The sequence below is a fragment of the Dyella sp. genome (assembly GCF_035486915.1).
GTDB lineage: Bacteria > Pseudomonadota > Gammaproteobacteria > Xanthomonadales > Rhodanobacteraceae > Dyella_B.
The window spans coordinates 1-18,768 of record NZ_DATHMR010000181.1 but is presented as its reverse complement, the minus strand read 5'-3'; the positions used below and the strand labels follow the sequence as shown (position 1 = coordinate 18,768).

The window sequence follows — 18,768 nt, the reverse complement described above, 5'->3', positions numbered from 1 at the left end:
GCCAACGGTAGAAGTGCCAACCAACGATACCCAGCAAATAGTAAAGCGGTCTGTGGAGGCAAATGCGAACTGACTTGCAAATACATGCTGATGAACATAGGCACGTAGAGATATGCGGCCGCAACAACTACGAGCGCAGGGAGAATGCCGCCAAGAAGCAACCAGTAGTCTTTGGACGAACCGCGCATTTGACCCCTAACGCCTGAGTTAAGCGGCGCCGGAGGCGTCCGCCTTGAACGAGTTGTTAGCCATACTACCCGTGCTGCAGCACTGCAGTAAGCGCTGCTGCAGCGACGACACGAACGCTGAAGGTTGCTGCGCACTCCTTGCAGAACTTGCCAAAGCGACGTCCCGCCATGAGGTCGGCAAGCGAGGGTAATAGATAAACAAGAAAGGAAAGCCAAGCGGCGCCTACGGCGAACGTCGGTTTGAAGAACCCAAAGGCACCGCAAGCAATTAACAGTGAGCTACCGAAAAGCGCGAGATTTTTGTGAAGGTCACCTACGAAGGCGTCCTCGCCCTTGTAGAAGCAGAATTTTTGGAAGTCTTTGTCCAGTGCCACGACTAACAGGACAACGCCGACGAGTCCGTGAATAGCGCCGAGAAGCTTAAAGATGAGTTGGGAGGTGTGCATGCTCGGCTAACTACCTAATAGACGGACGTCGACGTCCGGTTATACATCTTTGCGCCCTTGCTGAACGCGGCCCGTAAAGCCCTGACTTATGAGAACTTTATCTGCCCCACGTCGGGCTAACAACCCGGCGCAAAACCGGACGTCGATCGCGCATCCGAAGGTCCGCCGTCGAAAGCGGACATTACGTTTTGCCCTTCAGCATTGATCGTTCGCTACGTGAAGCTGTCAGCTTGCAACTTCTGTCATGGGTCACGGCTGAGGGCTAGTCCCTCGCTGGCGGGCCATGTCCCGTCAGAATCGAAAGCTGATCCCAGTCAATTTCCTCATATGGAATTCGTTCTAGCTTGCGCTTAGTGAAACGGTTATCCGCCACGATCGGAATTTCGTAGCGGGCGGCGTAGTGGTTGAAGTAGCGAATCAATCGACCGGGGTTTCGTAGCACGTTTCTACTCACCCCAAATCCTGTTTTCTCCCGACCGCTTTTATCCTGCTTCATAATCAGGCGGTACGCCGTGAATACCGGCCCCCCGCGTGCTCCTCCAGCCCTGTACAACTCAATTGCGGCCACATTCTTCCATTCCACGAGGTCGTACACGGTATCGCTTCGCCTACGGAAAACAGCGTCATCATTAATCACAATATCGGCACCCATTCGTCGTGCGTTGAATGCAAACAGTAATCCCAGCGATAAGGGAAAAATGGAAAGAACTACAGGGACGACCCTTGTATTGCTGGCAAATAATCCAGGCACTAAGAGAAACAGGCCCAATACCAAGAAGATCGCGGCGCCGTAGTGAACGGTATTCATTACTGGAAGGGTGCAGCCGTCACCTAAATCTTCTACGTTATCTTTCACGACATCCGAGTCGGATGAGTCAGCATTGTCCACAACGTTCCCCTTAGCGCGTTTTGCCTCAATTTTCGAACAGTCCTTTGCCATCATGAGTCCGCTTCGTGTTGCGGACATTCCCACTCATCCATAATAACTCGCGAAAAGTACATAATCGGAGAGAGCCGTGTTTAAGCGCATTTTCATCGTCGTTATATGTTTTTGCAGCGCATGTGCAGATCTACGTCCCATCGATATTACAAATCCATCACAAGAACCTGCTGTTCTCTGTGACATGACTGGCGAAGTAGCTTACGCAGACGGCATCTCTCGTAAAGAACACCGGCAGCTTCTTATTTATCCAAATGCGGACTTACGATCGCTTGAGGTCGCCTTTACGGGCTCGTTTCGAATGAGACAAATCTGCCGGGAAGGTGATGTTTGTGAAGTAGAACATTCTGGCAAAGTCATCCGGATAACCGTCAAGCCAGGTGAGGCTCAACTTAAGATCTCACCCAACTTGTTTGGTCATGAGGAAATCTATGAATTCGATCAAGCAAAGAAAACGATCGCCTATCAGATTGGCGGGGGAATGGACTCTGTAGCAACAAAGCCGTTTGTCGGCACCTGCAAGTCCTCCCCAAAAATTGTCGATTGAAACGTATTGATGTCCGCTGCGGGCCGAAAGCGGACCTAACTAGACCATGCCAAAAGACGCGCAGTAGTGGTGGTCTGAAGATTTGGCCGCGGCCATAGTTGGCAGACCGGGTGGCAAGTTATGTAAGTCGTTGTTATTGCCAACTTGTCAACGGCATGCAAAGCCGTGTACGTCGGTTCGATTTCGACCTCGGCCTCCATTGCGAACTTCAAAAAAGCGCCCTTGCGGCGCTTTTTCTTTGCTTGCTCTTGAGGCGAAGCTCAACCTGATACCGTTTCCATAACGTAGCGATCCGTAAGAACGCCAACGGCCTGCGAAGCATGCGCGGCGGTTTGTTCCCTGGGCAGTTTCGAACCTGCGTTGAATTCCGGAATCGACTTAAAGCAGCCATTCGATGCGGAAAACTAGTGCGCGGCGAACAGTTCCACGACGCTTTGGGGTGCGTGTTCGCCAAAAAATCGTTGGTGGTTTTGTGCCGTTTGATCGGCAACAGACGTGCTGCGAAGAAATAGAGCCCGTTCATAGTTCTCAAGCGCGGTCTCCATATCACCGGGATTTGCGCACAGGGCTTTCGCTAACTCAGCACCGTCATAGATGGCGAGGTTGGCTCCCTCGCCTGAAAAGGGGGACATCAAGTGAGCGGCGTCGCCAACCAGGGTGGCGCCAGCTACGCGTTCCCATTGATGGTTGATCGGAAGGGCATAAATAGGCCTCACCACTGGCTCGGTCTCGCAATCGGTGATCAAAACCCTCAGCGCTGGGGGCCATCCCTCGAATTCTTTTGCAATCCGATCGAGCGCAGCGGACTTATTGCTGAAGTCAATTGCGTTGATCCATGCCTCCGATTTGTTCAACGCGACGTAACTACGCAAAGTCCCGTCAGCATAACGGTGTGCCAAAATTCCTTTCCCTGGTTCGACTGCCATGAGCGTTCCGCTACCAATTGCGTCCGCGCTGGCCTTATGTCGAGTGTCACTGTCGAGCAGGCTGGTCTCCACAAAGATAGTGCCGATATAGGTCGGTTTTGCTGGAGAAAGGAGTGGGCGAACTCTTGACCATGCACCATCAGCACCGACCAAGAGATCTGTGGTTACCGAAGTACCGTTGGTAAACGTCAGTTGGTACTGTCGATCATTGATATGACCGGCGTTCGTGAGCTTGTAGCCCCACCGAATGGCGTCCGAGGGTAACGACTCGATCAGAAGCCGACGAAGGTCGCCTCTATCGACCTCCGGCCTGGATGCGTCGACTAGTCCGGGCTTATCAAGCAAGACATTTCCGTGTTTGTCGACCACGCGCTTGGCATCCTCGCCCGGAAGAGTAAGGTCAAGAAATTTATCGTAGAGACCAGCGGCCCTCAGTCCGAGCTGGCCGTTGTAATCGTGAATATCCAGCAACCCGCCTTGCGCTCGCGCATCGGGCGACGCTTCCGCCTCGTAGACCGTCGCGTGAATTCCGTTGACGTACAAGACGCGCGCGAGCGTCAATCCGCCGAGGCCGGCACCAACGATTGCGATTTGGGAATCTAACAGGGGCTTTGATGAGCTGAGAGGTCTATTCATAGCGTCTTCCAATAAATACGAGTAGGTCGTACTGAAAGCACGACAACTCGTAATGGGTCCGACAGATGTCGGTGGAAACGCTGGCCGACCTAACTCAAACTGCTTGGTGGCGTGTGTGCGGCCCTGTGCTTGAGTGGCTCTCTGGCCAAACGAAAGCAGACGGTCGTTTTTCGCGATCTTCGATGTTGAGAATATCGCACGAATCTATGTTGAGTGTCAGCGCCCAGGGTGGTGGGGTGGCTGGCGTGCTATGTAAGTATTTGAAATATAAATATGTCAACGGCCTGCAAAGCCGTGTACACCGGTTCGATTTCGATCTTGGCCTCGATTGCGAACACTGAAAAGGCACCCTTGCGGCGCTTTTTCTTTGGGCCTTTTTCAAAGGTGATCAGAAAACGACTCTGCCCCTTTTTCCACGCTGGTTATACAACCACTAATGACATCTAACTGTACGGTCGCATCAGTAATGCAAGATGACATCGATCAAGGCAACGGCTTGGTAATCGCGTTTGCCTCTGTCGTAGGCGGCTTCGTCATACGAATGGTCGTAGCGTAGCTCCGGCCGAATTTCGAGGTCTTGCGATACCCAGTGCGTGAGTCCAAGCGTGTGTTCGCTATAGCGTGTGGCGTAACCGGTGCGCTGTCCTTTCTCGTCGTTGTAGAACTCATTGCGGAACGACAGCATGTTGCTGGTGTCGAGCTCAAAGTTCATATAGTTGACGATGCCAAACTCTCCAGCCTCGCCTGGTAGAGGCGAGGATCCGGCCACCCCCGATGTGCCGCCCGGGCCATAGCCAGGAATCCCTCGTGCATACATCTCATACGCTTCCGTAAGGATATGGAAGCGCTGACTGAAACGGTGGCCCCATGTCATGACATACATCTGGAGATTGTCGTAGTTGTAGTTACTGCCGTTTACGCTGTTGATGCACGGGTAGAGTATGTCGTTGTTGCTGGTCGATACCCAGCGGACGCACGCTTGAAATGTGGGCCGCGCGCTGTGATTCCAAACGGCCGTGTCGTCGCTGCCATTCATACCGACCTGTACGGTCCATTGCGCATTGATACGCGTCGTCGTCAGCACGCCCATTTGGGTGTACGGATCGGCCGTATACAGAATCGAATGGGTCACCAAATAGTTGTTCGGGGAAAACTGCGCTTCGATGTCCGGCAGCGATAGCCAGCGGCCGAACCTGATGACCATGCCTTCGGCAACCCATGGTACGTAGAGATCCACGTAGAACAGCATAGGATCGACGCCATAGATGTGGCCGGGAAGTTGTGCATTCGCCGATGAATTGTTCAGCAGCTGATTGCTGAATACCCCTTTCATCGTTGTGAAGTGGTAGTCGTAGCCGTACAGTGTGGATAGGTTGAAACCCCAATCGAGATGATCGGTTTGCACCGTGTCTACAATTCGTTGGATGTTTAGGACGGCTTGATCGAATTCGATGCGATTGGGGCGCACTTCGTACGAAAGAGGGTAGTTGGTGAAATTCGAACTGCTGAGGTTTCCCGACACGTTCACCCAGCCGAACATCTCAATGCGATGCTTCTGCATCCATTGACCAAGAGTCGTACAGCCAAGCGCTTTTTCAAGCGGGTACTGCGAATTTTCATCAGGCGCGCCGATGGGAAAGCTGACGCCACCAAGCTGCCACTCGGCTGATGGGAAAGCGGGTGAATCCAAAGGAGCGCTCATGCCTCGTCGCGCGGGCGCGGGGCTATTCGGATCGGAAGGTTGTGCGTCTTCACGATAGGCGGCGCCGAGGCGCTTGAAAATGTTTTGCGCGCAATCGGTGCTTTGCGCAGGTGCAAGCGCTGCCGGGGAGGCGTCGGCGGCCTCTATCCATTGACCGGCCCCGTCCAACGATCTGGCTGAAGCGTCGGGCGCTATTGCGTAAGCGCTCGACATCGCCCCGAAGCCCATCATTGCCACGATCAGCATCGCGCAACGCATCGCCGCTCCCGTCCCAGGCAATATCCTTGACGTTCATGGCGATCATGCCACACAGGTGCGACAAATTAGGGATCGCGTTGCCGTAGTGTTCCCGATTGCCAATCCTCATTTCAGGCTTGTGTACGACCACTCGACACCCATTTTCTATGTAACACCTCCGTTTCCTCATCTGCCGGGAACATGGATTCGACGCGAAGCTCTTGTGCTGCAACACTTTGCGGTGCTCCTACACTGGTCACCATCGAGAAATAGCTGAGCACCTTGCCGTCTTTACTAAAGCCCATCGGAATCATCGGCAAAGTCGGAGCAGACCCGACCGATCCATGTAACCGCCACGATGCATCAACACCAGGGTAAGCAAACAATTCATCGAGCAACGCCCGGGTTTGTTCGTCCAGTACGCGCCCAACTGTTTCGCGATAGACGCGCTGGATAAGGCTTTTGGCTACCGTTTCCCAATCTACGACGAATGGCCGCATGCCATCGGGATCAAAGATGAGATGCAGCATATTGCGCGGCCCGGTACGCGCAGCCATGTCGATGAACGACCCGAAAAAGCGTGGCGATGATTCGTTAGTGCTCAGCACGTTCCAATAACGATCCATGACGATGGCGGGAAAGGGATCGTGCTGGCGAAGCATGCGATCGAGTGCACGAGTAATACCCTGCATCTCCTTGGCATTCCAGGGTGCTTCCGAGTAGACCGGTGCATAACCGGCGGCAAGGAAGATTGCGTTTCGCTCGCGTAGCGGAACATCCAGCGACTGGGCAATGCTGGAGAGTGTCTGACGACTTGGCGCACTTCTGCCGCTTTCAATAAAGCTCAGGTGCCGCTGCGAAATACCGGCATCAAGCGCCAAGCCCAGCTGGCTGGCGCCACGTACCTCCCGCCAGTGACGCAGCAGTCGCCCCAAGTTATCGGGGAGATGCTTCTGGTCCGTACGAACAGTACCCATTTGACTCTCCGTCGCACATGCAACCGCGATACTAGCGATGGTTGGCTGATACATGGGATGCGCCTGTTGCCTAGAGATCAACTATTCCGGGTGGCCGCTACTCAGAACGGCCTCCCGGTGACGATCTGCAGGGAATCAGGCTGTTGGTGCACGCCAACGATAGGCCTGAAACGCTGCTTCCAGCGGCGGGTTGGTGACACTGCCCGTGTAGTTGGTAATGGTGGATGCGGCGACGATGCCGATGACCTCCAGAAGATGGTCCTTGCCGAAGCCGGCGTCGAGGAATGCCGACATATCCTTATCGTTGAGATGCCCACGCTTTTCGATGAGCGCCCGTGCAAGGGTGGACAAGGCGGCACTCTTCGCATTCTTAGGAGTCCGCCGTTCGCGGATGGCATCGACATCTGTCGCGTCGACACCTTCTTTCACGGCCAGGAAGGAATGGAACGCCACCGCCCAGGAGGACGCATTGGTGACGGCATTGGTAAGCAAGACGATTTGAACCTGCTCTTCGGAAAAGCTGCCGCCATGAACTTTGGCGAACAGTCCGACCAGGCTGCCGATCAAGACAGGCGACGCAGCCATGGCACCGGCAATATTCGGAATGATTCCGAACGCACTCTGCAGTGCCTCCAGAGAGGGCTTGGACTGTTCGGGGGTGGATTCGATCGTGTAGATGGGGAAGGCTGACATGGGTTGTCCTCTATGAATGAGCGCATCGGAATCGATGACGGTATACGAACGATATTCATGTGAGTTCAACGAGCCAATTACCTGAGAGGTAATAAGCCAGCCCATTTTGTAGGGGCTACTTCAATGCCGATCCTGGCCTCCAAGGCGAATGTCGAACCGGCGCGTATATGGCGCTATTTCTTTGCGCACATTGGGGCCGCTCACAAAAGTTGCTATGTTCTCTACCCATAACCGAATCTGCAGCGACAGCTGACGAACACAACCAAGGATATGCAACATGCTGAAAAAATTATGCGCGAGTGTAATCACTGCTGTCCTGATTGGCGGCATCGTTCCATCGCTGGTCCATGCGCAAGAGGCCAATACGCTAACTGCTCAGGAAAAGGCACAAGGTTGGCAGCTGTTGTTCAACGGAAAGAATTTCGACGGCTGGCATTCCTATCTCCAGAAAGCGCCAGGCAAAGATTGGAAGATCGACGATGGCGCCATCATGCTGGAACGCTCGCGCACGGGTGATGAGAAGGATTTCGCCGACCTGGTCACCGACGCCGAATACAGCAATTTCGATTTGAAGCTGGAATGGAAGATGACGCCCTGTGCGGACAGCGGCGTGATGTTCTATGTGCACGAATCGCCAAAATATCAGGAGACCTACGAAACGGGCCCGGAAATGCAGATTGCCGATCTGGTCTGCACGAAGCCCGACAGTCAGGTCCTTTACGAACGCTCCGGCGATCTGTTCGATCTCATTTCATCGGATGTCGAACGCGTGCATGAGGCCGGCAACTGGAATCAGTTTGAGATCATCGCCGATCACGGACACATCCAGTTCTTCCAGAATGGACATAAGGTGATCGACACGTATTTCTGGAATGACGACTGGCGAAAGCTGATCGCGCGCACCAAGTTCACCCAGTGGCCGGATTTTGGCAGCTTCAAGACGGGGCATATTTCGTTGCAGGGCACCGAAGACAAAGGCGAGCTGCCGATCCGCATCTGGTTCCGGAATATCAAGTTGCGGAAGTTGCGACGAATGCGCATCGCGGAAATATCTGACTTCAGCATCGCCCGCATCCCATTTCCGCGGGCCAGCGTCTTTGTGCAACACCCACGCATTAATGAAAAATTGGAGTCTGCGACATGAAGCAACCAAAAGAGTTATTGAAAGCCGCAGATATTCAGGCGATGAGCGTCACTCGCGCAGTCCATACCTTGAATCCCAACGCCATTCGACTCAGGAAGTCAGTTGGCGATGTCGTGGGCTTGACGCAACTTGGAGCGCACATTATCACCCTCATGCCCGGCCATGACTCTTCGGAATATCATCGGCATCTCTACGAAGAAGAATGTTTGTACATTCTTTCCGGGCATGGCCAAGCGCTTATCGACGAACAGGTTTGTGGCGTAGGTGCCGGTGATTTTCTAGGCTTTCCCCGCAGAGGCGCTGCCCACGTCATTACCAACGCAGGCAGCGAACCCCTTGTGTTCCTCGTTGTTGGGCAACGGTTGGAACACGATGTATGTGACTACCCGCATAAGGGGGTGAGGCTTTACACGGCGGGCAAGGATGAGGCTTACACGAAGCTCCAGGATCGCGACGGACAATAGCGCCCGCCAGCGACTCGCACGAGGAAGTCTGAGCTTATCGTCTGTGGGTGTCGCGCCTTACCTGGGCGGATATAACGTGAAGATGTAATCCTGCGCAGCAACGGCCGTGTGACATGCATACCCGCATTCCGGGCCACTCACCGACGCCTTGAGCGTTTGCGTGGCTGGATCGTTAACCCATTGGGCATAGGCCCACCCGTGTGTCTTCGGGAATCTCGTGGAGTCCTTCTCGATAAATGAAAGGGACTTCAGCGTGTCGGGTACTTCGACAAAATACGGCGACTTTGTGTTCACCTTTTTGAGCCACTCGATTTTCACAATCTTGGACCCTTCGGGGAATGGCTTGCCGTTGCCCGGGACACCGTCCTTATAGGCCTGAATCATGATGTCGTTTGCCAGAATCGCCTTGACGCTGGTTTTCGTTTCACTGACCGCGACGTCTTGCCATGACTCATAGCCTTTGAAATCGGAGAACGCGAGTCCTCCGTTAGGCACTTTAAGGGTGGACCTGTCTTGCACATCGTGCGCTGCAATCGCGACACCCCCAACGACACCTAACGTTGCAACAAGCAACACGGTTATTCGAACGCTCTTGGGCCTCATAACAAATCTCTCCTATCCGGCTCGGGAAAATCGAACGATGGAGCGTACGCAGCGAGGCGGCGGCGATGCGAACGTGCGCTATAACACGCAAAGAGTTAACGGCTTGTCGCAGGAGGTGAAATGTGTATTAAGCGCGACCTCAAATGATCGAGCGCACCACGCCGCCATCGACGCGCACAGCAGCCCCTGTGGTGGCCGATGCCTGCTCTGAGGCGAGATACACGCTTAGGTTGGCCACTTCCTCGACTGTTGCGAGACGCTTGATCAATGATGTCGGTCGATGTGTAGCGATGAAATCGCGTTCGACGTCCGCTTGGGTTACACCTTTCTCGGCTGCGATCTTGCCGAAGAAGTCTCCTACGCCTTCCGAACGCGTAGGGCCTGGGAGAATCGCGTTGACGGTAACGCCGGTGCCGGCCAATGTTTCGGCTAGACCGCGGGACACGGCAAGCTGCGCAGTCTTGGTGGTGCCGTAATGGACCATCTCGGCAGGGATCTGCACACCCGATTCGCTGGATATGAACTGGATGCGGCCCCAACCTCGCTTGGCCATACCTTGCGCATAGTGGCGGGCCAATCGAATGCCACTCAACACATTCACTTCGAAGAAGTGCAGCCACTCTTCATCCGGAATGTCGAAAAAGGCTTTCGGTTCGAAAATCCCCAAGTTGTTTACGAGGATGTCGGCGTCCGGCATGGCAGCGATTAATTGTTCGGCGCCGTCGCGCGTCCCCAGATCGCCGGCTAATCCGGAGACCTTCGCGTTGGGTACGTCCTTTGCAATGGTTGCCAGTGCGCTATCCACGCGTATCTGAGTGCGTCCGGTAACGACGACGTGCGCGCCGCTGGCGGCCAGTCCGTTTGCAATGGCAAGGCCGATGCCTGCTGTAGAGCCCGTCACGATGGCGGTTTTGTTGCGGAGTTCAATGCGCATAAGAAATTCCAGCCTGAGTGGAGAGAAAAAGGGCCGAACGTGTTTTACATAGTGATCGCTCGGCCCGATTAAAGTGAATAAGGGTCACTGCGGGGTCTTGTCCAGAAATGCGACGATGACCGGGATAGTCTGCTTGGGCGCTTCTTCCATCAGCCAGTGTCCGCTATCGGGAATGATCACGCCGTCTACATTGGGCGCTAGGAGCGCGTGTTTACAGTGTCAGCGCGCCACCCGCCGACGAAAGTCCATGCCTCGTTGCAACAGGAACAATGGTTACCCAATTGCACCGTGTAGTGGCTGACTCATCGCGCGCCATCGATCGCCGCTGCTACGGTTGGTTGTCAGGTCAGCAAACCATGGCCGTACCAGGCATGGGTGCAAAGATACGTTTACAGTGCGAAGGTCTGGGGATCGGTTGGCTGCCGCGTCGACGCGTGCAGTAGTAGCTCAAACAAGGGGGTTGGTCGAAAAGCGCGTCGCCGATGCGTGCGAACCCAACGTGCTTTATGTGGCTTGGCGCAGCGATCATGTGGGACGCGCGATGGACTGGTGGTTGTCGCAACTGTGTCAATTGCGACTGCCGCAACGCCTGATTCACGGCGTCGACCGGGTGCAATGGCTGCGGGGAAAGTGGGTTTTCAGTGCGGCTTGGATTGAGTGGGCAAATGCGTTGCAAATACATGATTTTAAAGTTTAAATGCTTGTTTACATGGTTCCTTCGAATGCAAGGTTACCAAACCGCAACAAAGTATCCGCTAAGCCAATGCCGCTAGCCTTTAAGGGATACAACAATAGGACTCTATGCGTGCAGGTACGGTTGGCGAGGGCATGGCTACATCGCGAGGCAATTTTGAATGCGCGCATGGCATGCGCGTTGGTCGGTGCGACGCTGTTTGCCGGTTGCGCGACGTATTCGCCGTTACCGCTGGGTGACGGGCAGGGTGCGCAGGATGTTTTGCATCTTTCGGTCAATGTTGCCGATATGCCGTTGCCCGCTTTGCGCGAACATCGTTTCGATCTGTCGACAGGGCTCGATTCAACGGATGTCGCCATTCTGGCTGTCGCCAACAATCCGGATCTTCGCACCCAACGCGATCAACTGGGTATCGCACGTGCGCAGGTGTTTGAAGCCGGTTTGTTGCCAGATCCGCAGATTTCGGCGGGCAAGGATTTTCTGGCGCATCGGCAGCCTGGATTCACGAGTGCGTACAACCTCGGCATTAGCGAAGACATAACAAGCTTGCTGCTTCGTTCGACCCGCAAGGCCGTTGCAAAAGGGCAGGCCGAACAGGTCAATCTAGATCTGTTATGGGCGGAATGGCAGACGGTGGCGCAATCGCGCCTGCTATTCAATCAGGTCATGTCGCTGCGCACGCAGTATACGCAGTTGGCCGCTGAGCAGAGTGCGCTTGCCCAGGTGGACGTTGACGTGCGCAAAGCCTTGCAGCAGGGGAACCTGACTTACGATAGCGCCAGCGCGGGACTGAATGCGTACGCCGATGCGAGCAAGCGATTGTCCGATTGCACGATTCAGTTGCATCAGGCGGAACACGATTTGCGCGTCTTGTTGGGCTTGGCCCCGAACGCACCACTCGATCTGATCGGTGAACCTTACGTAACGTCTGCAACATCGGAGCAGGTGCAGCAGGCGTTGGATGATCTTCCGCGTCGACGTCCGGATCTCCTGGCCTTGCAAGCAGGTTACAAGGCACAAGAAGACACGTTGCGCGGCGCGATACGCGCACAGTTTCCTGCCATAACGCTTGGCGTCGATCGTCAGCGCGATACGAGCGATGTGCTGACCAACGGTTTCACCCTAGGTTTGACGTTGCCGTTGTTCGATCGCAATCGCGGCAATATCGCGATAGAGAAAGCGACGCGTCAACAGCTCAAGGACGACTACGAAGGCCGCGTACTCACCACGCGCAACGATATTCAACAATTGATGGCAGACAAGGAGACACTGCGACGTCAACGCGATCTGCTGGAAGCTTCGTCAAAACGCTTGGACGAAGCACGCCGCGCCGCAGACGTTGCATGGCAGAAAGGGCTGCTGGATTGGCCGACTTATCTTTCCATTCGTTCGAACGCGCTTTCTGCCGATATGGATTTCATCGCAGCTCGCGACCAGCAATCGCAACAAGCGATTGCCCTGGAAACATTGCTCGGTAGTACCGAGTTGCAAACACCCAACGCCACAGCATCCACGCCATGATTCGACCTTTTCCCATGCGCATTGCGCTCGTCGCGCTGTCTCTTTGGCTGTCCGGATGCGCGGCCAGCGGTGCCGGCGATGATGACGATAAGCCCGACGTCAGCGGGCAAGTGCTCGTGACAACCGCAACGCCGGTGAACCAGACCTTCCATGACACAATCGAGGCGTGGGGTACGGCGGTGGGTGATCCGCACCGTGCAACCGTGATCGGTCTCGGTCATGGCGGGCTGGTGACAGGCCTGGACGTGGCAGCAGGTCAAACCGTGCAGCGGGGTCAAGCACTGATTCGTATTGCGCCCGATCCGGTGGCGCGTAACGCCTATCGTCAGGCGCAAAGCGCATTGGATTTGGCCAGTGGCGAATTGAAGCGTACCGAGCAGCTGGTGTCCCAGCATCTGGCAACCCAGTCGCAGTTGGCCACCGCGCGCAAAGCAATGGATGACGCGCAGGCGGGGCTTGAAGCGCAACATGCGTTGGGTGGCGGTTCTGCCGAAGAAGTCATTAGTGCGCCAACCGATGGCGTAGTTGTCGCATTGAATGTGAATCTGGGTGATCGCTTTCAGGCGGATGCCGCGCTGTTGTCGTTCATGCCATCGCATGGATTGATTGCGCGGTTAGGCGTGCAGCCCGACGATGCAGCACGATTGAAAACAGGCATGCCCGTGCAAGTCGAAGGCGTGTATGGAAGCACCGTTGCGTTGACCGGTCACGTCACGATGGTGGGGCGCGCCGTCGATGCACAAACGCATCTTTTGCCGCTGCAAGCTGATTTACCCGCGAATGCGAGCGATAGCCTTGTCGCGGGTTCTGCGGTGCATGCGAAGATTGAGACGGCAAGTTACAACGCCTGGGCGTTACCACGCGAAGCTGTGCTGCATGACGACAAGGGCGACTACGTTTTTGCCGCGGACCATGATCACGCCAAACGTATCGACGTCACAGTAAAGCATCCCGAAGGCGATACGGTGGGCGTGGAAGGTCAGTTCGATGGCAAGACGCGCGTGATTGTTCTTGGCAGTTACGAACTTGACGACGGCGATGCCATCCGCGAGCTGCAGGAGTCGTCCAAGTGAGTGTCACCGCATGGATGCAACGCCATCGGCGCTCGCTCTTGTTTCTGGTTCTGATGTTGGCGATTGGTGGCATTGCGAGTGCCGTTTATATGCCGGTCGCGCTGTTTCCGAACGTGGCATTTCCGCGCGTGCAATTGACGCTCGATGCGGGTGATCGTCCGGCCGATCAGATGGCGATTGCCGTTACAACACCCATCGAAGATGCGTTGCGGCGCGTGCCCGGTGTGCGTGGTGTTCGATCCACCACCAGCCGTGGTAGTGCGGATATCGAAGTCACCTTCGACTGGGGCACGGACATGAGTCGTGCGCTTGGCGATGTGAACGCGGCGGCCAGCCAGGTTCTGCCCGAGCTTCCGGCAGGTACGCAGCTCAGCAGCCGGCGCATGGACCCGACGACGTACCCGATGCTCGCATACAGCTTGCGTTCGCATACGCTGTCGCCGAGCGCGCTATACGATTTGGCGCAGTATCAATTGCGCCCCTTGCTAAGCAGCATCCCCGGTGTTGCACACGTGGGTGTGCAGGGCGGTGAAGTGGCCGAGTTTCACGCTGACGTCGATCCGGAACGTCTGCGTGCGCAGGATCTGAGCCTGAGCGATGTCGCCACTGCCGTGAGCCATGCGGCGACCATTGAGGCGATGGGTCACGTATCCGATCATTACAAGCTGTATTTGCTGCTGGCCGACAATCAGCCTGTCACCGTTGCAGCGTTGCGCGGTATCGTGATTCGCGCGGATAGCCATGGCGTCGTTCGTCTTGGCGATATCGCCGATGTAACGCTCAGCCACGTTCCGCAATGGATTCGCGTCACGGCCGACGGTCAGGATGCCGTGCTGATGCAGATCTTTCAGCAGCCCGATGGCAACAGCGTACAGATCGCGGGCGACGTCAAGCAGCGCCTGCACGACTACGCGCCACAGATGCCTGCCGGTGTAAAGGTCGCCAATTGGTATGACCAGTCGCAACTGGTGACGGGTGCTGCAGGAAGCGTGCGTGATGCCATTCTTGTCGGCATCGTACTGGCCGGCCTGGTGCTGTTTGTTTTCCTACGCAATACGCGTGTGATCGTCGTCGCGATGCTGGTGGTACCTGCGGTGCTCGCTATCACCGTATTGCTGCTTCATGTGCTCGGTATGAGCTTCAACATGATGACGTTGGGCGGCATGGCGGCAGCGGTGGGTTTGATCATCGACGATGTGATCGTGATGCTTGAACACATCATGCGGCGTTTGCGTGATATGCAAGGCGATGTTAGCGAGCGTATCGCGCATGCGGCGTGGGAATTCACGCGCCCGCTGACGGGTTCCAGCGCTGCGACGGTTGTGATTTTTCTGCCTTTGGCATTTCTTACGGGTGTCACCGGTGCGTTCTTCAAGGCGCTGTCGCTGACGATGGCGAGCGCTCTGATTATTTCCTATCTGTTGACGTGGATGGTGGTGCCGTTGCTGTCGGAGCGACTGCTTGACCGTAAGCATGTCCTCGACCATGCACCGAACAAATTTTCACAACGGGTGATGACGGGTTACCAAAGCACCTTAAAACGTTGGCTGAAGCGGCCGGTGTGGGTGCTGGTGATTGTCGTTCCCTTGCTGGTTGTCGGTGTGCTCGCGTACAGCCGTGTTGGTACGGGCTTTATGCCTGCGATGGACGAAGGCGGTTTCACCTTCGACTACATTTCCAAACCCGGTACGTCATTGGAAGAAACCGGGCGTTTGTTGAATCAGGTCGAAGCCATCATTCGCGCCAACCCCTATGTGGATACCTATTCGCGTCGTACCGGCCTACAGTTGGGTGATGGCCTGACGGAAGCCAACACGGGCGATATCTTCGTGCGTCTGAAGAATGGGCCGCGTCCTTCCACCGAAGATGTCATGAACGACATTCGCAAGGAAGCCGAGCAAAAAGTGCCAGGCCTCGATGTGGATGTATCGCAGCTGATGGAAGACATGATCGGCGACTTGGTTGCTGTTCCAGAGCCTATCGAAATTCAGCTCTACAGCGATAACGCGGATGAACTGAACGACACGGCGCAACGCGTCGCCGATGCGCTTGGCAAGATCAATGGCGTCAATGGCGTGCTCAACGGCATCAATCCCGCGGGCGATGCGCTGACGATGACAGTCGATCCCGCCAAGGCAGCGTTGCAAGGTCTCGATCCTGCGGCTGTCACCGATCAAGTTACGGCTGCGATCGACGGCACCGTCGCGGCGCAATTGCCCGCCGAGGGCAAAATCGTGGGCGTGCGCGTGCGATTGCCGGTGTCTTCGTATAAGCATCTGGAAGATGTATACGCGTTACCAATTCGTGCGGGCGATGGGCATCTGCTGCCGCTGTCCCAAGTGGCCACGTTGCAAGTGGTGCAAGGGCAGCCGGAGATTACCCGTAATAACCTCAAACGCATGGTTGCGGTCACCGGTCGCATTGCAGGTCGCAGCATGGGCGCGACGATTGGCGATGTGAAAGCCATGCTCGCCAAGCCCGGACTATTACCCAAGGGCATGTACTACCAACTCGGTGGTTTATACCAACAGCAGCAGGAAGCCTTTCGAGGTCTGACGGTCGTGTTGCTTGCCGCTATCGCGTTAGTGTTTGCGCTACTTCTGTTTTTGTACGAAAGCTTTCGCGTTGCGCTGGCCATCCTCGCCATGCCGTTGTTAGCCATGGGCGCTGTGTTTATCGGCCTGTGGGTGACGGGGATAGAACTCAATATCTCGGCGATGATGGGCATGACCATGATCGTTGGTATCGTGACGGAAGTGGCGATCTTTTATTTCTCGGAACTGGAAGAAACGTCTGGAAAACTGCCGCTCCACGATGCATTGCTGGCAGCTGCACAATTCCGCACACGCCCGATCCTGATGTCGACGCTTGCGGCCATTCTTACCTTGTCGCCTTTAGCATTGGCGTTAGGCACCGGATCGCAGATGCAGCAGCCGCTGGCTGTGGCCATCATTGCGGGCATGCTCGTGCAGGTGCCGCTGGTCTTGCTGGTGATGCCTGTGCTTTATGCCGCACTGATGCGCCGGGGGAAATTCAGTCAACCTGCATGACAGTCTTATGATTGAACCGCGCAACGTGGCCGCTTATCAAGCGTCGCGCGTTTGAGCGTTTGCCTCACTGACCGTTCGACGCAGAAGCCACGCCAGAATCGGTGGCGTGACCATGGCCGTGAGCAATGACATCGCTACGATGATGGCGTACATCTGATCATTGAATACACCAGCCGCAAGGCCAAGGCTGGCAATGACCACACCGACTTCACCACGCGGCACCATGCCGAATCCGACAATTGCCGCGCCCATGCGGCCAAGTGAAAGCGCGCCGAGGAAGCCACCCAGCAATTTGGAGATGATCGCAATGACGGTGACCACGCCCAGTGCGATCAACGCATCCGCACTGGCAAGCTGATGCAGATCGATCTTGCTGCCCGTCAGCACGAAGAAGAAAGGCGTGAGCAGTGCAAGCAACGGTTGAATCTGTTGTTCCAGCGTATGTTGCTGACGAGTTTCCGAAGCGATCATGCCGGCAAGGAAGGCGCCGATAATCGCGGCCAATCCAAAGAGGGTGGATAGGTAAGCAAGCCCTAGGCACAGTGCAAGCACAATCAACAACGGCGAATACACGCTGCGGGGTTTTTCGAGCCAAGTCGAATTCCAGCGCATCATGCGTGTGCCGCCCCAGCCGATGACGGCGATAAAGCCGATCGCGCCAACGAGCACAGCCAATAGATGGAAAAGGTCGAAGCCTTCGCCGCCTTGCAGCGATACGACGACTCCTAACAGCAACATGGCGAGGATGTCGTCGATCACGGCGGCGCCAAGGATGACCTTGCTTTCGACGCGCTGCAGCGCGCCCAGCTCTTGCAGTACGCGAGCTGTAATGCCGGCCGAAGTCGCCACGAACGCGGCGGCAACAAAAAGCGACTTCCCCCAGGGATATCCGCTCGCGTGTGCCCAGAAACCGCCCATGCCAAACGGCAGCACCACGCCAAGTACGCCGACAAGGAAGGCGGCCTTGCCGACCTTCTTCAGATCTTCCAGCCGTGTCTCCAGGCCGACGGAGAAGAGCAGCAGTACCACGCCAATTTCGGACAGCACATCCAATGGCGTTCCGGAAGCAATCTGCTCCGGCGTAATCCAGCCAAGCAGCGATGGGCCAATCACACAACCCGCCGCGATTTCACCTACAACGCCCGGCAGTTTCAATCGTTGCGCGATCTCCGCACCAAGCTGTGCCGCCACGAAGACGATAAACAGCGACAACAGAATTTCATTGGCATGGTGCATGGTCGGAATCCATCGATCATGGGCATTTGCGCCATGCTACTCGCTCAAGAGGTGGATAGGGCAGGTGTTTTTGGCGTTTTATCGAGTCGGGCAAACACGCGGCTGGCGACAGCCGTGATGACGGCCAGCACGATGACCGTCCATCGGAATGCCACGACATAAGCGTGGCTGCCCTGGCCATGCAGCAGCGCCTGCATCAGCAGGGTGGCCATCGCAATGCCGAAGCTCATCGACAGATATTGCGTGGTCGAGGCCATCGACGACGCCATCGAGGCGTATTTGACGTCCAGGTCCGTGTAGATAAGCGTGTTCATGACAGTGTATTGCATACCCATGAAACCGCCGTAGACGAACACCAGCAGCGCAATCAGCGCCATCGGTGTTTGCGGGCCCAGCAGCGCGAACATCGCAATGCATAGGGCCACAACCAGCGTATTGGCGAACAGCAGGCGTCGATAACCAAAACGGATAAGCGTGCGATTGACCAGCCATTTCGCACTGATCGAACCCAATGCCTGCGGCACCATCATCAAACCCGCCATAAGCGGAGACCATCCGCAGCCCACTTGCAGGAACAACACGATCAACAGAAACATGCCGCTGACGCCAAGTCGCGTCAGCAAGTTTCCCGACAGCGACACCCACACACTGCGCACGCGCAACAAGCGCAGATCAGCAACAGGATGATCCGTGCGACGGCTATGCCAGATATAGGCGAATGCAAACAGGACGGCCAGCACGACGAGCGAACCCATCT

The 18,768-nt window shown here is 55.8% G+C and carries 18 protein-coding genes and 1 tRNA gene; 7 read left to right on the top strand and 12 right to left on the bottom strand.

Features of this window, described 5'->3' with window-relative positions; genetic code table 11:
* The 3 genes from VK725_RS14995 to VK725_RS14985 form a co-directional block, all read right to left on the bottom strand.
* The coding region (locus tag VK725_RS14995) for a hypothetical protein (protein WP_325318862.1) at positions 1 to 188 on the bottom strand (188 nt) is incomplete at its 3' end.
* Between the two features lie 65 nt (positions 189 to 253).
* A complete protein-coding gene (locus VK725_RS14990; protein WP_325318861.1) occupies positions 254 to 634 on the bottom strand; it encodes a hypothetical protein in 381 nt (126 codons plus the stop codon).
* Between the two features lie 262 nt (positions 635 to 896).
* A complete protein-coding gene (locus tag VK725_RS14985) occupies positions 897 to 1,577 on the bottom strand; it encodes a hypothetical protein (protein ID WP_325318860.1) in 681 nt (226 codons plus the stop codon).
* A gap of 73 nt (positions 1,578 to 1,650) precedes the next feature.
* Between VK725_RS14985 and VK725_RS14980 the strand changes: the two genes are divergently transcribed.
* Together VK725_RS14980 and VK725_RS14975 are read left to right on the top strand one after the other, a co-directional pair.
* Entirely contained in the window at positions 1,651 to 2,121 is a 471-nt protein-coding gene (locus VK725_RS14980) for a hypothetical protein (RefSeq protein ID WP_325318859.1), read from the top strand.
* Between the two features lie 104 nt (positions 2,122 to 2,225).
* Positions 2,226 to 2,320, top strand: a tRNA-Cys gene (locus VK725_RS14975).
* Positions 2,321 to 2,525: 205 nt separating this feature from the next.
* Here VK725_RS14975 and VK725_RS14970 read toward each other — a convergent pair.
* The 4 genes from VK725_RS14970 to VK725_RS14955 all read right to left on the bottom strand — a co-directional run bounded on the left by VK725_RS14970 (position 2,526) and on the right by VK725_RS14955 (position 7,292).
* Complete coding sequence (locus VK725_RS14970) at positions 2,526 to 3,683, bottom strand: NAD(P)/FAD-dependent oxidoreductase (protein WP_325318858.1); 1,158 nt, start codon at positions 3,681 to 3,683, stop codon at positions 2,526 to 2,528.
* Between the two features lie 460 nt (positions 3,684 to 4,143).
* Positions 4,144 to 5,643, bottom strand: a complete 1,500-nt coding sequence (locus VK725_RS14965; protein WP_325318857.1) for an outer membrane beta-barrel protein — start codon at positions 5,641 to 5,643, stop codon at positions 4,144 to 4,146.
* Between the two features lie 110 nt (positions 5,644 to 5,753).
* Complete coding sequence (locus VK725_RS14960; protein ID WP_325318856.1) at positions 5,754 to 6,653, bottom strand: helix-turn-helix transcriptional regulator; 900 nt, start codon at positions 6,651 to 6,653, stop codon at positions 5,754 to 5,756.
* Between the two features lie 81 nt (positions 6,654 to 6,734).
* Entirely contained in the window at positions 6,735 to 7,292 is a 558-nt protein-coding gene (locus VK725_RS14955) for a hypothetical protein (protein ID WP_325318855.1), read from the bottom strand.
* A 277-nt stretch (positions 7,293 to 7,569) separates the two neighbouring features.
* On the opposite strand from VK725_RS14955, the gene VK725_RS14950 reads away from it, so the two are divergent.
* A complete protein-coding gene (locus VK725_RS14950; protein ID WP_325318854.1) occupies positions 7,570 to 8,436 on the top strand; it encodes a DUF1080 domain-containing protein in 867 nt (288 codons plus the stop codon).
* Complete coding sequence (locus VK725_RS14945; RefSeq protein ID WP_325318853.1) at positions 8,433 to 8,900, top strand: cupin domain-containing protein; 468 nt, start codon at positions 8,433 to 8,435, stop codon at positions 8,898 to 8,900. The genes VK725_RS14950 and VK725_RS14945 overlap by 4 nt, the downstream gene beginning before the upstream one ends.
* Positions 8,901 to 8,957: 57 nt before the next feature.
* On the opposite strand, the gene VK725_RS14940 is transcribed toward VK725_RS14945, so the two are convergent.
* From VK725_RS14940 to VK725_RS14930, 3 genes are all read right to left on the bottom strand, one after another.
* Positions 8,958 to 9,503, bottom strand: a complete 546-nt coding sequence (locus VK725_RS14940) for a cytochrome P460 family protein (RefSeq protein ID WP_325318852.1) — start codon at positions 9,501 to 9,503, stop codon at positions 8,958 to 8,960.
* Positions 9,504 to 9,642: 139 nt separating this feature from the next.
* The gene (locus VK725_RS14935; RefSeq protein ID WP_325318851.1) at positions 9,643 to 10,437 is read right to left on the bottom strand and encodes an SDR family oxidoreductase; all 795 of its coding nucleotides are present in this window, start codon (positions 10,435 to 10,437) and stop codon (positions 9,643 to 9,645) included.
* Positions 10,438 to 10,521: 84 nt separating this feature from the next.
* Complete coding sequence (locus tag VK725_RS14930) at positions 10,522 to 10,617, bottom strand: alpha/beta hydrolase (RefSeq protein ID WP_325318850.1); 96 nt, start codon at positions 10,615 to 10,617, stop codon at positions 10,522 to 10,524.
* Between the two features lie 682 nt (positions 10,618 to 11,299).
* On the opposite strand from VK725_RS14930, the gene VK725_RS14925 reads away from it, so the two are divergent.
* Genes VK725_RS14925 through VK725_RS14915 form a run of 3 tightly spaced genes read left to right on the top strand, consistent with a single transcriptional unit; the run spans position 11,300 to position 16,775 of the window.
* Positions 11,300 to 12,652 carry a TolC family protein gene (locus tag VK725_RS14925; RefSeq protein WP_325318849.1) on the top strand — a complete coding sequence of 451 codons (1,353 nt, stop codon included), beginning with the start codon at positions 11,300 to 11,302 and terminating at the stop codon, positions 12,650 to 12,652.
* On the top strand, positions 12,649 to 13,725 hold the full coding sequence (locus VK725_RS14920; protein ID WP_325318848.1) for an efflux RND transporter periplasmic adaptor subunit: 1,077 nt from the start codon (positions 12,649 to 12,651) through the stop codon (positions 13,723 to 13,725). Before VK725_RS14925 ends, VK725_RS14920 begins: the two co-directional genes overlap by 4 nt.
* Entirely contained in the window at positions 13,722 to 16,775 is a 3,054-nt protein-coding gene (locus VK725_RS14915; protein ID WP_325318847.1) for an efflux RND transporter permease subunit, read from the top strand. The genes VK725_RS14920 and VK725_RS14915 overlap by 4 nt, the downstream gene beginning before the upstream one ends.
* Positions 16,776 to 16,811: 36 nt before the next feature.
* On the opposite strand, the gene VK725_RS14910 is transcribed toward VK725_RS14915, so the two are convergent.
* Both VK725_RS14910 and VK725_RS14905 read right to left on the bottom strand, forming a co-directional pair.
* On the bottom strand, positions 16,812 to 18,011 hold the full coding sequence (locus tag VK725_RS14910; RefSeq protein WP_325318846.1) for a cation:proton antiporter: 1,200 nt from the start codon (positions 18,009 to 18,011) through the stop codon (positions 16,812 to 16,814).
* A gap of 44 nt (positions 18,012 to 18,055) precedes the next feature.
* The coding region (locus VK725_RS14905; RefSeq protein ID WP_325318845.1) for an MFS transporter at positions 18,056 to 18,768 on the bottom strand (713 nt) is incomplete at its 5' end.

Coding starts and splice junctions, on each gene's coding strand:
- VK725_RS14985 (WP_325318860.1), bottom strand. CDS start 1,577: ATGATGGCAAAGGACTGTTCGAAAATTGAGGCAAAACGCGCTAAGGGG.
- VK725_RS14960 (WP_325318856.1), bottom strand. CDS start 6,653: ATGTATCAGCCAACCATCGCTAGTATCGCGGTTGCATGTGCGACGGAG.
- VK725_RS14970 (WP_325318858.1), bottom strand. CDS start 3,683: ATGAATAGACCTCTCAGCTCATCAAAGCCCCTGTTAGATTCCCAAATC.
- VK725_RS14935 (WP_325318851.1), bottom strand. CDS start 10,437: ATGCGCATTGAACTCCGCAACAAAACCGCCATCGTGACGGGCTCTACA.
- VK725_RS14950 (WP_325318854.1), top strand. CDS start 7,570: ATGCTGAAAAAATTATGCGCGAGTGTAATCACTGCTGTCCTGATTGGC.
- VK725_RS14925 (WP_325318849.1), top strand. CDS start 11,300: ATGGCATGCGCGTTGGTCGGTGCGACGCTGTTTGCCGGTTGCGCGACG.
- VK725_RS14990 (WP_325318861.1), bottom strand. CDS start 634: ATGCACACCTCCCAACTCATCTTTAAGCTTCTCGGCGCTATTCACGGA.
- VK725_RS14945 (WP_325318853.1), top strand. CDS start 8,433: ATGAAGCAACCAAAAGAGTTATTGAAAGCCGCAGATATTCAGGCGATG.
- VK725_RS14955 (WP_325318855.1), bottom strand. CDS start 7,292: ATGTCAGCCTTCCCCATCTACACGATCGAATCCACCCCCGAACAGTCC.
- VK725_RS14910 (WP_325318846.1), bottom strand. CDS start 18,011: ATGCACCATGCCAATGAAATTCTGTTGTCGCTGTTTATCGTCTTCGTG.
- VK725_RS14940 (WP_325318852.1), bottom strand. CDS start 9,503: ATGAGGCCCAAGAGCGTTCGAATAACCGTGTTGCTTGTTGCAACGTTA.
- VK725_RS14920 (WP_325318848.1), top strand. CDS start 12,649: ATGATTCGACCTTTTCCCATGCGCATTGCGCTCGTCGCGCTGTCTCTT.
- VK725_RS14965 (WP_325318857.1), bottom strand. CDS start 5,643: ATGCGTTGCGCGATGCTGATCGTGGCAATGATGGGCTTCGGGGCGATG.